Here is a 13,379-nt window from a genome sequence, read left to right as displayed (position 1 = left end):
CGCGGCGGTGTCGGACAAGCACCCGAATGCTATTGCTTTAGTAGCAATCATTGCAGCATTCATGCGCGAAGGCGAAACTTTTCTTATTTTCCGTAGGGCTTTGAGCCCGTACCATCGCGTACTCCCCGAAGGCTAAGCTGTGCCCGCCTGATTCAACCTTGAAAGGGATCGCCATGAAAAAGTTCGTACTCGCCACCACAGCCGCCGCGCTCGTCCTGTCCGGCTGCGCCGGCGGCATGACCGACACGCAGCGCAACACCGGCATCGGTGCCGGCATCGGCGCGCTCGGCGGCGCCGCGATCGGCTCGGCCACCGGCGGCAACCGCGGCGCCATCGGCACGGGCGCGGTGCTCGGTGCGGCGGCAGGCGCGCTCGGCGGCTACCTGTGGTCGCAGCGCATGGAGAACCAGAAGCGCCAGATGGAAGCCGCCACGCAGGGCACCGGCGTGGCCGTCACGCAGACGCCCAACAACGAGCTGAAGCTGCAGATCCCGAGCGACGTGTCCTTCGACGTGGGCCGCGCCAACATCAAGCCCAATTTCGCGCCGGTGCTCGACCAGTTCGCCAGCGGCCTGCGCAACAACCCGAACGCCGAGGTGCGCATCATCGGCCACACCGACAGCACCGGCTCGGACGCCATCAACAACCCCCTGTCGGTCGAACGCGCCACCAGCACCCGAGACTATCTCGTGGCGCGCGGCGTGAATGCGGCGATCTTCCGCATCGAAGGCCGCGGTTCGCACGAGCCGATCGCCGACAACAACAGCGACGCGGGCCGGGCGCAGAACCGCCGCGTCGAAATCTACGTGGGCGAGCGCGGGCCGCAAGGCTGAGCGATCTCCGGCGCACGAAGGGAAACCGGCCGCGCTGAAAGGCCGGTTCCCGCCATTACCGTTCCATTGGTTTTTTTAGAGGGAATCTCATGAGGAAGTTTGTTGTTTCGGGTGCGGCTGCCGCCGCGTTGCTGTTCATCGCGGGCTGCGCATCGCAGTCGGCCCCGCCGCCGGCCCCCGCGCCCGCAGCCGCGCCGGCCGCTCCGGCCAACAGCTGGACCGCCCGCCTGGCCGCGCTGAAGACCGACCTCGAGGCCTCGACCAAGGGCACGGGCGTTGTCATCGAGCAGACCACCGACAACCAGCTTCACGTGGTGATCCCGAACGAACTGTCGTTCGACACCGGCCGCGCCAACGTCAAGCGCAACCTCGCGCAGGTGCTCGACAAGGTGGCCGAAGGCCTGAAGAGCGCAACCGCCGCCAGCGTGCGCGTGGTCGGCCACACCGACAACACCGGCAGCGAGGAAGGCAACGAACGCCTCTCGGTGAGCCGCGCCGACAGCGTGCGCAACCACCTCGTGAGCCGCGGTGTCTCGACCACGGCCATCACCACCGACGGCCGCGGCTCGCGCGAGCCGCTGGCGGACAACGGCACGGCCGCCGGCCGTGCACAGAACCGCCGAGTGGAAATCTTCGTCGCGGAGAAGGCCTGATCCAGGCAGAGCCGGGAGCTGGCTAGCCCAACTCCCTGAGGCGGTTGGCCAACTCGACGGCCGACTTCACTTCCATCTTTTCGAACACTCGCGCGCGGTGGACCTCCACCGTGCGCACGCTGATCGCGAGCTGGTCGGCGATGAGCTTGTTGGGCAGGCCCTCGACCACCAGCCGCATCACGTCGCGCTCGCGCTCGGTCAGTTCGCCGACGCGCTCGGCCAGTCCCCGGCGCGCGCGCTGCGCTTCCAGCGCCTGAAGCGATGCATTCAACGCATGCTCGATGCGGTCGACCAGCGCGTTGTCCGAGAAGGGCTTCTCGCAGAAATCGAAAGCGCCGCGCTTGACCGCGTCGACGGCCGTGGGCACGTCGGCATGGCCGGTCAGGAAGATCACCGGCATCGCGGGCAGCAGGCCGCGCTCGACGATGCGGTCGAACAGCACCAGCCCGCTGGTGCCGGGCATGCGCACGTCCAGCAGCAGGCACAGCGGCTGCTGCGGCAGCGGGCCCTGGTCGAGGAACTGCTCGAACGCGTCGGCGCTCGCGAAGTGCTCGCTGGCCAGGCGCCGCGAGCGCAGCAGCCAGGCCAGCGCCTCGCGCACGCTGGCGTCGTCGTCCACGATGAAGATCAAGCCATCGATCAGCGGTTGCATGCCATGAAGTCCAGCAAAAAGTTGTTTGTCGTCCGAAGCGCGCTCAAGCCGCCGCCGGGAGCGTGAACCTGAACACGGTGCCGCGCGGCTTGTTGGGCTCATACACCAGCGCCCCGCCGTGCTGCTCCACCACCGTGCGGCACAGGCTCAGGCCGAGTCCCATGCCGTCGGCGCGCGTGGTGAAGAAGGGCGTGAAGAGCCGCTCGGCCACATCCTGGCCGATGCCGCTGCCGAGGTCGGCCACCGAGAACTCCAGCCAGCGCCGGCCGTCTTCCTGCACCGCGCCGCCCACCGCCGTGGCACGCGCCACTCGCAGCCGCAGCACGCGACTGCCGACATTGTCGGGGCTGTCCATGGCCTGCATCGCGTTGCGCGCGAGGTTCAGCAGCACCTGCTCGACCAGGGTGCGGTCGCACATGGCCGCGGGCAGGCGGTCTTCCAGCACCACCTCGATGATCACGCCCAGCTTGCGCGCCTGCAGCCGCACCAGCGGCAGCACCGCATCGATCAGCGCCTGCGGCGCCACGGCCTCGCGCGTGCGGTCGCGCCGGCGCACGAAGTCGTGCACGCTGCGGATCACCTGCCCCGCGCGGTCGGCCTGCTCGGCGATGCGCTTCACCGCCATCGCCACCTCGCCCTGGTCGCCCCTGGCGTCGGGGCCCAGCAGGTTGAGCGAGCCACTCGCATAGCTGGCAATGGCGGCCAGCGGCTGCGTCAGCTCGTGGCTCAGCAGCGAGGCCATCTCGCCCACGGTGGCCAGCCGCGCGCTGGCCTGCAGGCGCTCCTGGCTGGCACGCGAAAGCTCCTCGATGCGGCGCTGCTCGCTCACGTCGATGAACGCGCTCATCCAGCCGGTCTGCACCTTGTGCGCATTGATCAGCGGCGCCTCGAAGATCAGCACCGGAAAGCGCGTGCCGTCCTTGCGCATGAAGACCGACTCGAAGCCCTCGCGCGGCGGCATGCCGCCCGCCAGCCGGCGCGCCTGCCGCTGCTGGTACTCGTGCGCCAGCTCGGTCGGCCAGTACGGCGCTTCCGCGTTGCCGGCCATCAGCTCCTCGGGGCTGAAGCCCACCATCTCGCAGAAGGCCGGGTTCACGTAGGTGATGCGGCCCTGCAGGTCGCGCGCGCGCAGCCCGGTGATGACCGAGTCTTCCATCGCCTTGCGGAAAGCCAGCGCGTCGGCCAGGTCGCGCTCGGCGCGCAGCCGGCGGCGCGTGTCGCGCGCGAGCAGCACCAGCACCGACACCAGCGCAATGGAGATCGCCGTGACCAGCGCCGTGAGCATGTTCGGAAACAGGTCGGGCGCCGCGCGCCAGCCGTCCACGCGCAGCATCAGCGCGGCACCCGGCAGGTCGATGAGCTGCTGCGAGGTGAACACGCGCGTGCCGGTGCGCCGCGAGCTGCCCAGCGCCACCAGCCGCGTGCCGTCGGCTTCGGTGAAGGCCACTTCCTGGCCGCGCGTGAGCGTGGGGCCGACCAGCTCGATCAGCGCGTCGCGCAGCGAATAGCTGGCCACCAGATACCCGCCTGCATCGATGGGCACGCACAGCTCCATCACCTCGATGCCGCCGCCTCCGGCGATCGGCACGTAGTGGCTGGGCGAATACGCCGACGCTCCGAGCTTGCGCGCGGCGGCGCAGGCCAGCGTCACGTCGGACTGTTCGGGGCCGCGCGTGTCCTCGTCGAGCACGCGCATGCGGTAGGGCGTGTTGACGGCCTGCAGCGGGCGCAGCGCGGCATCGCGCCATTCGAGCCGCAGCCATTCGCGGTGCTCGCGAAGCAGCGCCGAGGCCACCTCCGACCACTTCGCGGCGTCGGCGCCGGGCGCCTGCGTGGCGCGCAGGCTCTGCGCGTTGCGCTGGAAGCCGCTGCGCAGGTCGGAGACCGCGTCGGCGGTGTCGCGATCGAGCGCGGCCTGCACCTGCTCGACCTCGTGCCGGCCCGCAAGCCACACCACCGTGACCAGCAGCACCGACACCAGCACCGCCAGCAGCAGCCACAGGAACCAGCGCTGCCACAGCGAGCGCAGCCGCGCATAGGCCAGCAGCGCCCATCGCTGCGGTGCGACGGTCAGCAACGCATCAGACATCCCGATGACACCGATGCCCGCGATGCGCAGAGTCGATTCCAGGAACACCGCGGAACCGGCTTCGCCGGGCCGCCGGTGTTGCCCCCTGGAAGGGGGTTGGCGGCCACACGAAGTGGGCAAGCCTGGGGGTCATTTCTAGATCACGCTGTGCGAGAGCACGGGCAGCTGTGTGCGCGAGCTCTGCACCTTCGCGGCGTCGATGTCGAACAGCACCACGCCTTCGTCGGTGGCCTGCTGCGCCACCACCGTGCCCCAGGGGTCGACGACCAGCGACTGGCCCCAGGTCTGGCGGCCGTTCTCGTGCGTGCCGCCCTGCGCGGGCGCGACCACCCAGGCCAGGTTCTCGATGGCGCGGGCGCGCAGCAGCACCTCCCAGTGCGCGGCGCCGGTGGTGCGGGTGAAGGCGCTGGGCACCAGCAGCAGGTCGGCGCCCTGCTTCGCAAGCGCGCGGTACAGCTCGGGAAAGCGCAGGTCGTAGCACACGCTCATGCCCACGCGCCAGCGGTGGCCGTCGCGCGAAGGCAGCTCGAACACCACCGGCTTCGCGCCGGGCGCGATGACGCGGCGCTCGTCGTAGCGCTCGGTGCCGTTGTCGAAGAAGAAGAGATGGATCTTGTCGTAGCGCGCCACGCAGCGGCCGTCGGGCGAGAAGGCCAGCGAGCTGTTGAACACATGCTCGGCGTCGGTGCTCTCGATGGGCAGCGTGCCGCCGACGATCCACAGCCCGAACTCGCGCGCCGCGTCGGCCAGGAAGCCCTGCACCGTGCCCGCGCCCGCGGTTTCGCGCAGGCCCAGCTTGTCGGTGTCGCGCGCGCCCATCATGCAGAAATACTCGGGCAGCACCGCGAGCTCGGCGCCGGCCGCGGCCGCCTGCGCGAGCAGGTCGTGGGCACGCGCGAGATTGGCCTCGCGGGCGATGGCCGACACCATCTGGATGGCTGCGACTTTCATTGCTTGTTCTCCGTTTTCTTGCCGTCGTCCGCGGTCTGCGAGGCGGGCGGCAGGCCTGGCACGCCGGGAATGCTCTGCGGCAGCAGCTGCAGCGTGCGCGGCACCTTCGCTATTTTGGGGTCGGTCCAGGTGCCCTCGATGTGGAACTCCTGCGTGGCGGCGGCCGCGAGCGGCTTGCTCAGCACCCACTGCGCAAGAAAGGTGCCCAGGCCGACGGCCGGGTTGATGGCGGTGGCGACCAGCGCGGCGGTGCCGGCGTTGATCTCCGGCACCACCACCACGCGCAGGTTCTGCGTCTCGCGCACGATGTCGGCCGAGCCGTCCATCAGCGCGGCGGCGTTCACGCCCTTCATCTGCAGGTTGTTGGTGCTGGCGATGCCCTTGCTGATCTTCGCGTCGCCGCGGATGAAGTCGAAGGCGAAGCCCTCGCTGAACACGTCGCGGAAATCGAGCGTGAGCCGGCGCGGCAGCGCCTGCAGGCTCAGCACGCCCAGCAGCTTGGCCAGCCCCGGGTCGGCCTTGAGGAACTGGCCCTGCTCCACGTCGACCTGCAGCTGCCCGCCGAGGCTCGGGTAGTCGAGCGAGAAAGGCGAGCCGCGCCAGTTGACGTCGCCCTCGAGCCGCCCGTGCCCGCGCCGCAGCACGCCCGGCATGCCGAAGCGCGTGAGCAGCTCGCCGGCATCGGCCACGTCGAGCCTGAAGGTCATGGCGGTGCGGCGCTGGCCAGCCGCCGCGCCGGGCACCGCGGCCCAGGTGCCCTTGGCCGCGAAGCTGGCCTCGGGCATGGTGAAGGTCAGCTTGTTGAGCAGCCACTCGCGGCCCGCGCCGCCGCGGTTGACCGCGTCGATCTCGGCGCGGCCCAGGCGCTTGCCCAGCAGCTCGAAGTCGTCGATGACGATGTCCAGCGCCGGCAGGTTGCCGGGCTGCTCGTCGAGCAGGGCCTCGACCTGCGTGGCTTCGGAAGGCGCGATCTTCAGCCGCGCGAGCCGCGCGTAGAGGCGCCCGGCCTGCGCATGGCGGTATTCGGCATAGCCGCTGAGCTCGGTGGCGTCGATGTTGGCGCGCCAGACGCTGCCTTCGCGCGTGCCGCCGAGCACCACGTTGTGCAGCGTGCGGCCCGCGACGCCCAGCTGCTGCGCGCGCACCGCGATGCGCGTGGGCAGGTAGGCCGTCGACGGATCGTCGGCGCGCTCCGGGGGCTCCATGCTCGTGCCCGTGGCCTCGCCGAGCAACGCTTGCCATGCGCCCATGTCGAGCTTGGCGACGTTGACGTTGGCGAACACGCCCTTGTCGGGCAGGCTGGCCGTCTCGCCCTGCGCGAGGCCTACGCCGATGCTGCCGCGCAGCACGCGCGCCTCGCTGCCGACCAGATCGCGCACGTACTGGACGGCGCCGACACGGCCGAGGTCCAGCGAGAGCTGGTCCTGCGTGGCAACGGTGGCGCCCTGCTTCGTGGTTTCGCGCGCGAGCACCTTCTTCTCGATGCGCAGCGGCATCTGCTCCTCGGCCGTCTTCACCAGCGGCGGCGGCAGCTGCAGCGCCAGGCCCTGCAGGCTGCTGGTGAGCGAGAACTCGGGCGTGCCGTCGCGCACCGAGAAGGTGGCGGCGTAGGGCGTGCTGCCGGTCGCCTTCTTCGCGAGGCGCGCGAGCCAGTCGACCTCGCGCGCGCCGCGCAGGCCGTCGGCGGAGGCAGTGCCCTGCGCCTTCAGCGCGACTTCGCGGTTGGGGCCCGAGAAGCGGCCGCGGCCTTCGACGCGGATGTCGCCGCCCAGCAGCCTGGCCTGCACGCCGGCCAGCGAGAAGCCGGTTTCGGTGAAGCTGACAGTGCCCTTCGTCTGCGTGAACGTCGGCGCCTCGGGCACCACCTGCAGCTCGTTGTCGGCCAGCACCACGCTGGCCTGCACCTTGGCGTTGTCCATGGCCTCCAGGGGCAATTCGAGGTGCAGCTTGTAGTCGGCCGGACCGGTGGCGCGCGCGGCCTGCATGATCTCGCCCACGCCGCCCGGCTCGAGGCCCGCCAGCGGCGCGCCCGCGCGCAGCACCTCGCCCAGCGGGCCCTTGGCCTGAACGTCGACGCGCAGCACCTGCGCGTGATGCGAAAGCTCGGGGATCGACGCCTCGCCCTTCGTCACCTCGACGCCGGTGGTGCCGGCCAGTCGGCCGCGCGCGTTGCGCACCAGCATGCTGTCGCGATCGAACACCAGCTCGCCCGAAAGGCCCGTGAGCGGCGGCCACACGCGCGCAGGCGTGCCGTTGCGCGAGGGCGTGGTGTTCGTGACCGAGGGCGGCGCGTAGGCGTAGTTGACGTCGGACACCTTGGCGACGATGCGGAAGTCGCCCTGCTTCGGGTCCTTGAACGGCATGTCGTGGAGGTCGCCGCGCACGCGGAAGTCGACGCTGCTCGCAACGCCCTTGGTGACGGCCTCGCGCACGTAGTCGCGCGTGTGCTGGGGAATGTCCATCGGCAGGTAGCGGAACACGCGCGTGCCGTCGGCGCGCGTGAGCTTGCCCTGCAGGTCGAGCACGCCGGGAAAGCGGGACTTGCTGCTCGAAGTGGCCGGATCGCTGGTGCGCCAGCTGGCCTGGGCCTCGCCCTCGGCATCGACGTTGGCGAAGCTGAGCCTGGACATCTGCAGCTGGGCGCTGCCATTGCCGTTGTCGAGCTTCCATTGCAGCTGCGTGGAGAGCCGGTCGACGGGAATGATCGGTTCCTCGAACACGCCGGGGAATTCGAGCGTGCCCTTCGCGATGGCGAGCGTGGCGGTGCCGCCGGTGTGGGTGGCGTCGAAGTCGACGGTGGCACCGCTGAGGCCGGGGGTGCCGCTGTGGATCCTGTGCGGTGCCGTGGTGGTAGCGGTGGTCGTCGTTGCCGTTGTTGCAGCGGGGGTCGCTGCATCGGCCGCCGCCGGCTGGGAAGCGATGCGCAGCCCGCTGACCCGGCCCTTGGCCTGGTAGCGGCTGGGCGCGCCCAGCGAGCCCTGCCAGTTCAGGTCGACGTGCTCGACCAGGCCGCGCGGCGCATAGGCTTCGAGCAGGCGGTGCGTGGCGTCGCCCAGCGGCAGCCGGTCGGCGATGAGGGCGAGCGCGGCGAGGTCGAGCCGGTCGGCGCGCAGTGCGCCGTGCTCGGGCGTGCGGCCCCTGGGGGGCGTGTGCTGCAGCCACAGGTTGCCGCCGGGCCAGCGCAGGCCGTCGGTGGTGTCGAACTGCAGCGCGGTGGTGGCGAACTCCAGCGTTTCCTCGGTGAGCTGGCCCGAGAGGCGGCCGGTGACGGCGCGCAGCACCAGCGGCTGCAGGCCCTTGTCGAGCGAGACGTCGACCTTGTCGAGCCCCAGGTCGGCCGCGCCGCCGACAACCTGGCCGTCGTCCACGTCGGCCCACAGGCGCAGCGCGCCGTTGCCCTCGCGGATGCGCGCGTCCAGCGAGACGTACTGGCCGAGGCGGGTGACGTCGATGTAGGGCAGGTCGACATAGATCTGGCCGTCCCAGGTCTGCCAGTGGCCGCTGCGGATGGACAGCAGCGGCTGGCGGAACTGGCCGCGCAGCGTGAAGCGCTGGCCCCAGCCGGCCGGCGGCGTGGCGTCGAGCCGAAGGCCATGGCGCCGGGCGCTGTTGCGCGCGACGAAGCGCACGTCGGTCAGCAGCAGGGGTTCGGCCTGGCGCTGCTCGTCGGTCCAGCGCACGGTGCCGCCTTCGATGACCAGCTCGCGCTGCGCGAAAAACCAGTCGGCACCCCGGGTTTCTCCGGTCGTATCGGTGCCCATGTGCAAACCCGCCACATGGAGTTTTCCCTGAGTGTCGCGGCGCACGTCGAGCTGCGGGCCCTCGATGTAGAGCTGCTCGAAGTTGAGCCGCCAGAGCGAGCGCGGCGACACGCTGGCCACCACTCGCGCGAGGCGAAGGGCCTCGCGTTTGTCCGCGTCCTGCAGCACCACGTCGCGCAGTTCGAAGGCCGGGAAAAGCCCTTCGGAGCGGGCGGTGATCGATCCGATGCGCACCGGCACGCCGATGGCCTTGCTAGCCTGCGCCTCCAGCGCGTCTCGGAAATCGCCGATTCGCGGCACAATCCACGCGTGTAGGACAACGACTGACAGCGCCAGCAGAAGCCATGCAGCGATCAACAGACCCAGCAGCCAGCGCGCCGTCACAGCGGTGATTTTGAGCAGACGTGAAGGGGAAGACGCCGTGTCGTTCATTGAGGATCGCGCTGTGTCCGGAATTATGACCGCCAGCATTCAGAGGGGTTCCACGGAAACCAGCATCGGTGTGAACCAGTTGCCAGACACCATTTCTCCCAATTCTTCGGCGCCGAAAGAGGCGTTCTCGTCGTATTCGAGATTCGTGCAGCGCCTGCGCCGCAGGTATGCAGCCGAGCTTTCATTGCTTCCCCCTGGCGCGCCGCGGCGCGAATCGATGACGGTGGCTTACGAGGCACTGCGCCAGCGTGGGGACGGCGTCGGCGATGCACTGAGGATTGTGCGGCAGCTCGTGATGGAGCGGCTTGTAACTCTTGATTGCGACGAGCAGGCTCCGCTGGCCGTGGTGACCACCGCCGTCACCGAGCTGGCCGAGCTGGCACTCGACATTGCGTGCCAGGAGGCCTGCCGCGAACTCGAGGCGGCCCACGGCGCCCCGCTCGGCCCCGAAGGCCAGCGCGCGCAGCTGTGGATCGTGGGCATGGGCAAGCTCGGCGCGCGCGAGCTCAACGTGTCCAGCGACATCGACCTGATCTACCTCTACGACGTCGACGGCGAGACCAAGGGCGACGCCGACGGGCGCGGCCGGCTGGCCAACCAGGAGTACTTCGCGCGCGCCGTGAAGCGCATCTACGCGCTGGTGGGCGACACCACCGAGCACGGCTTCGTGTTCCGCGTCGACCTGGCGCTGCGGCCCAACGGCAACTCGGGCCCCAGCGTGGTCTCGCTCGATGCGCTGGAAGAATATTTCCAGGTGCAGGGCCGCGAGTGGGAACGCTTCGCCTGGATGAAGAGCCGCGTGGTCGCGCCGCGCGACATCGTGCTCGCGGGCCATGCCCAGGGCCTGCGCGGCGCGGTGCTGCCCTTCGTGTTCCGCCGCTACCTCGACTACAGCGTGTTCGATTCGCTGCGCGTGCTGCACCGGCAGATCCGCGAGCAGTCGGCGCGCCGCAGCGCCGGGCGCCCCGAGCGTGCCAACGACGTGAAGCTCTCGCGCGGCGGCATCCGCGAAATCGAGTTCACCGTGCAGCTGCTGCAGGTGGTGCGCGGCGGCCAGTTTCCGGAGCTGCGCACGCGGCCCACGCTCGATGCGCTGCAGCGGCTGGCGCGCGCCAACCTCATGCCGCAGGAAACGGCCGACGCGCTGGCCGCGGCTTACGAGTTCCTGCGCCGCGTCGAGCACCGCATCCAGTACCTCGACGACCAGCAGACCCATGTGCTGCCGGTGTCCGACGACGACCTGCGCTGGATCGCCCAGAGCATGGGCTATCCCAGCTGCTGCCCCTTCCTCGAGCAGCTCGACACGCACCGCGAGTTCGTCGCGCAGGAGTTCGACAAGCTGCTCGGTGGCGAGAAGCCCTGCAACGGCAAGTGCAGCGGCAAGAAGGCCGCCGCGCCCGCCGACCTGGCCGACCTGCTCGACGACCTGCCCCCGGCGTTCGCCGAGCGCATCCGCGACTGGTGCGAGCAGCCCCGCGTGCTGGCCCTGCGCGAGGAAACCCGCGCGCGCCTGCGCCAGCTGGTTCAGCGCACCGGCCTGTGGCTGAAGGAGCCCGACGGCGACGGCGCGGGCCAGACCCCGCGCCATGTCGATGCCGCGATGCGCTGGGCCGACTGGATCGAGCCGCTGCTGCGCCGCGAGAGCTACCTGGCGCTGCTGGTCGAGCGCCCCGCCGTGCAGGAACGGCTGCTGCGCCTCCTGGGCGCGGCAAAGTGGCCCGCGCGCTACCTGATGCAGCACCCCGGCGTCATCGACGAGCTGGCGAGCGACGAGATGCTCTCGGGCCGCTTCGTCGCCGCCGAGTTCGAGCGCGAGCTCGACGCGCGCCACGCATCGCTCACCCGCACCGGCGAGGCCGACGAGGAGCGCCTGCTGAACCTGCTGCGCCACGCGCACCACGCCGAAGTGTTCCGCACGCTGGCGCGCGACGTGGACGGCCGCCTCACCGTCGAGCAGGTGGCCGACGACCTCAGCGCGCTGGCCGACGCCACGCTGCGCGTGACGGCCCGCTGGTGCTGGCCGCATGTGCGCAACCGGCATCGCGAGGTGCCGCAGTTCGCGATCATCGGCTACGGCAAGCTGGGCGGAAAAGAGCTGGGCTACGGCAGCGACCTCGACATCGTGTTCGTCTACGACGATGACGACGAGCGCGCCGGCGAGGTCTATGCGGCCTACGTGCGCAAGCTCATCAACTGGCTCACGGTGAAGACCCGCGAGGGCGACCTGTTCGAGATCGACACCGCCCTGCGCCCGAACGGCAACTCCGGCCTGCTGACCACCAGCTTCGAGGCCTACGAGAAATACCAGCTCGGCCGCGGCAGCAATACCGCGTGGACCTGGGAGCACCAGGCCATGACGCGCGCGCGCTTCGTGCTGGGCAGCGAGGACCACGGCGCCGAGCTGGGGGCGCGCTTCGACCAGGTGCGCGAGGCCGTGCTGGTGGCGCCGCGCGACCGCGAGGCGCTGAAGGCCGAGATCATCGCCATGCGCAACAAGCTGCGCGGCGCGCGGCCGGTGAAGGCCGACCGCTTCGACGTGAAGCACAGCCCCGGCGGCATGGTCGATGCCGAGTTCGCGGTGCAGTTCCTGGTGCTGTCGTCCTCGGGCGAGCATCCAGAGCTGATTCCGAACGTGGGCAACATCGCGCTGCTGCTGCGCGCCGAACTGGCCGGGCTGCTGCCCGAAGGCGTGGGCCGCAGCGCGGCGCGGGCCTATCGCGAGCTGCGCCGCGTGCAGCACCGCGCGCGGCTCAACGAAGAGCCCACGCAGGTCACGCCGCCCGCGCTGGCGGCCGAGCGCGACGCCATGCTGGCGCTGTGGAAGGCCGTATTTGGCTGAGGGAGCCCGCTCCCCTGCCACCACCGCGCTGGCAGCGTGCGCGGTAGCCGTCGCCGTTCTCCTGGCCGGCTGCGCGAGCGGTCCTCGCAGCGGAGGCGGTGCTGCAAGCGGCCGCGACGGCCCTGGCACCAACATTCCGCCCGACCTCGCGAACGTGCCCGACGCGGAACCGCGCATCGAGCCGATCCGCTCCAGTGGCGGCACCAGCAAGCCCTATACGGTGCTGGGCCGGGGCTATGCGCCGATCACCGACGACCGGCCGTTCCGCGAGTCGGGGCTGGCCTCGTGGTACGGGCGCAAGTTCCACGCGGCGTCCACGTCCAGCGGCGAGCCCTACGACATGTACGCCATGACGGCCGCACACAAGACGCTGCCGTTGCCGAGCTACGTGCGCGTGCGCAACCCGGCCAACGGGCGCGAGGTGATCGTGCGCGTGAACGACCGCGGCCCCTTCGTGGACGGCCGCATCATCGACCTGAGCTACACGGCCGCGCTCAAGCTCGACCTGCTGCGCGGCGTGGCGCCGGTGGAAATCGAGCGGATCACGAACGAGGACATCCGTACCGGGGCGTGGCGGCAGGATTCGGGGACTGCGTATGCGGCGGCTTCGGGTCCGGCTGCCGCTGTGCCTGTGCCCATACGCGTGCCGTCGAGCCGGACACAGCAGCAGCAACCAGTGCAGGTACCGGCCGAATGGATTGCGCACGTCGCAGCGGCGGGCAACGATGCATCGCAGGTATCGACGATGCCTGTGGCGCCGCAGACGCCGATGGCCGCTGCCCAGCCGCCTGGGGCCGAGCCCGAGTCGGCGCAGTCGCCGCCATCGATTCCGCCCACGCGGCAAGCCATCGTGGTCAACGACCTGGCTCCGCTGCAGGCTGCGCCGGCGTCACCGCCATCGTCTCCCGGCGCCGCGCAGCCCTCGGCGGCGTTGCCGGGTTTCTGGGTCCAGCTCGGCGCCTTCCGCGAGCGGGACGGCGCTCAGAGCCTGCTGAACCAGGCCGCGCGTGGCGTGCCTTCGCTGGCATCGCAGCTGCGCGTGTTCAGCGAAGCCGGGACGCATCGGCTGCAGGCAGGGCCATTCACCTCGCGCAACGCGGCCGGAGAGGTGATCGCCCAGCTGCGCGAGAGCCTGCATATCTCGCCGATGGTGGTGGAGCGCCGGTAGG

General features: G+C 70.5%; 8 protein-coding genes. 4 read left to right on the top strand and 4 right to left on the bottom strand.

The features are described 5' to 3' along the window. Window positions 1-173: 173 nt before the first annotated feature. The gene (locus tag AC1VNX_RS02160; protein ID WP_483155274.1) at window positions 174-833 is read left to right on the top strand and encodes a YiaD family glycine zipper/OmpA-like lipoprotein; all 660 of its coding nucleotides are present in this window, start codon (window positions 174-176) and stop codon (window positions 831-833) included. A gap of 89 nt (window positions 834-922) precedes the next feature. Continuing rightward, window positions 923-1,486, top strand: a complete 564-nt coding sequence (locus AC1VNX_RS02155; protein WP_483155273.1) for an OmpA family protein — start codon at window positions 923-925, stop codon at window positions 1,484-1,486. A 22-nt stretch (window positions 1,487-1,508) separates the two neighbouring features. Here the strand turns inward: AC1VNX_RS02155 and AC1VNX_RS02150 are convergent, their stop codons facing one another. The 4 genes from AC1VNX_RS02150 to AC1VNX_RS02135 all read right to left on the bottom strand — a co-directional run bounded on the left by AC1VNX_RS02150 (window position 1,509) and on the right by AC1VNX_RS02135 (window position 9,371). Next, entirely contained in the window at window positions 1,509-2,138 is a 630-nt protein-coding gene (locus AC1VNX_RS02150; RefSeq protein ID WP_483155272.1) for a response regulator transcription factor, read from the bottom strand. 43 nt (window positions 2,139-2,181) lie between these two features. Then, a complete protein-coding gene (locus AC1VNX_RS02145) occupies window positions 2,182-4,227 on the bottom strand; it encodes an ATP-binding protein (protein WP_483155271.1) in 2,046 nt (681 codons plus the stop codon). A gap of 135 nt (window positions 4,228-4,362) precedes the next feature. Continuing rightward, a complete protein-coding gene (locus tag AC1VNX_RS02140) occupies window positions 4,363-5,178 on the bottom strand; it encodes a carbon-nitrogen hydrolase family protein (RefSeq protein ID WP_483155270.1) in 816 nt (271 codons plus the stop codon). Beyond that, window positions 5,175-9,371 carry a YhdP family protein gene (locus tag AC1VNX_RS02135; protein WP_483155269.1) on the bottom strand — a complete coding sequence of 1,399 codons (4,197 nt, stop codon included), beginning with the start codon at window positions 9,369-9,371 and terminating at the stop codon, window positions 5,175-5,177. The genes AC1VNX_RS02140 and AC1VNX_RS02135 overlap by 4 nt, the downstream gene beginning before the upstream one ends. A gap of 25 nt (window positions 9,372-9,396) precedes the next feature. On the opposite strand from AC1VNX_RS02135, the gene glnE reads away from it, so the two are divergent. Both glnE and AC1VNX_RS02125 read left to right on the top strand, forming a co-directional pair. Next, window positions 9,397-12,210, top strand: coding sequence for a bifunctional [glutamate--ammonia ligase]-adenylyl-L-tyrosine phosphorylase/[glutamate--ammonia-ligase] adenylyltransferase (gene glnE, locus AC1VNX_RS02130; protein WP_483155268.1), 2,814 nt, complete (start codon window positions 9,397-9,399; stop codon window positions 12,208-12,210). After that, window positions 12,203-13,378: a septal ring lytic transglycosylase RlpA family protein gene (locus AC1VNX_RS02125; RefSeq protein WP_483155267.1), complete on the top strand. Its 1,176-nt coding sequence runs from the start codon at window positions 12,203-12,205 to the stop codon at window positions 13,376-13,378. The genes glnE and AC1VNX_RS02125 overlap by 8 nt, the downstream gene beginning before the upstream one ends. The last annotated feature ends 1 nt before the right edge of the window (window position 13,379 follow it).

This window comes from Variovorax sp. TLI9-5A, assembly GCF_056867935.1.
This window is presented reverse-complemented; position numbering and strand designations above follow the sequence as displayed.

Excerpts from the sequence above, each read along its gene's own strand:
- AC1VNX_RS02160 (WP_483155274.1), top strand. The coding sequence starts at position 174 with ATGAAAAAGTTCGTACTCGCCACCACAGCCGCCGCGCTCGTCCTGTCC.
- AC1VNX_RS02155 (WP_483155273.1), top strand. The coding sequence starts at position 923 with ATGAGGAAGTTTGTTGTTTCGGGTGCGGCTGCCGCCGCGTTGCTGTTC.
- AC1VNX_RS02150 (WP_483155272.1), bottom strand. The coding sequence starts at position 2,138 with ATGCAACCGCTGATCGATGGCTTGATCTTCATCGTGGACGACGACGCC.
- AC1VNX_RS02145 (WP_483155271.1), bottom strand. The coding sequence starts at position 4,227 with ATGTCTGATGCGTTGCTGACCGTCGCACCGCAGCGATGGGCGCTGCTG.
- AC1VNX_RS02140 (WP_483155270.1), bottom strand. The coding sequence starts at position 5,178 with ATGAAAGTCGCAGCCATCCAGATGGTGTCGGCCATCGCCCGCGAGGCC.
- AC1VNX_RS02135 (WP_483155269.1), bottom strand. The coding sequence starts at position 9,371 with ATGAACGACACGGCGTCTTCCCCTTCACGTCTGCTCAAAATCACCGCT.
- glnE (WP_483155268.1), top strand. The coding sequence starts at position 9,397 with ATGACCGCCAGCATTCAGAGGGGTTCCACGGAAACCAGCATCGGTGTG.